Source organism: Rhizobium sp. Nf11,1, assembly GCF_050587665.1.
GTDB lineage: Bacteria > Pseudomonadota > Alphaproteobacteria > Rhizobiales > Rhizobiaceae > Rhizobium.
Map to the genome: position 1 here is coordinate 1 of NZ_JBOBHU010000078.1, position 767 is coordinate 767.

General features: G+C 61.9%; 1 protein-coding gene. It reads left to right on the forward strand.

Translation table 11 applies throughout. The annotated features are described in order from the left end of the window. A partial coding sequence (locus tag ACQ7C1_RS31760; RefSeq protein ID WP_430961223.1) for an ABC transporter substrate-binding protein occupies positions 1–767 on the forward strand: 767 nt, incomplete at both ends.

A 767-nucleotide genomic window follows, 5' to 3' on the forward strand; every position in this document is an offset into this window, starting at 1 on the left:
TTTGCCTGGAAGGACGTTCCGGTTGCCGGCGGCGGTGGTGATGCGGCGATGACGGCGCTGAAGGCGATGGTGGCGGCCGGCACCTATCCGACAGCCTCGCAGATGCTGGGTTATACCGTGCTCGATTATGCCCAGGCCGGCGTCATGGGCGATCTGACGGAGACGGCCAAGAAGGAAGGCTGGGACAAGTCGGTGCCGGCCGCACTTCAGAAGTTCTCCGTCTACGACGGCAAGTGGGTCGCAGCCCCCGTCAACGTGCACTCGGTCAACTGGCTGTGGATCAACAAGGCCGTCATGGACAAGATCGGCGGCAGCCAGCCGAAGACCTTCGACGACCTGATCGCGCTGCTCGACAAGGCCAAGGCTGCGGGCGTCATCCCGTTGGCGCTCGGCGGCCAGAACTGGCAGGAAGCGACGATGTTCGATTCCATCGTGCTGTCGACCGGCGGACCGGAGTTCTACAAGAAGGCCTTCAACGACCTCGACGAGGCGTCGCTGAAGTCGGACACGATGAAGAAGTCGTTCGACAATCTGGCGAAGATCGTCAAATACGTCGATCCGAACTTCTCCGGCCGCGACTGGAACCTGGCGACCGCCATGGTCATCAAGGGTGACGCGCTGGTGCAGGTGATGGGCGACTGGGCCAAGGGCGAATTCGTCGCCGCCAAGAAGACGCCGGATAAAGACTTCCTCTGCTACCGCTTCCCCGGCACCGAAGGCAGCGTCATCTACAACTCCGACATGTTCGGCATGTTCAACGTTCCCGA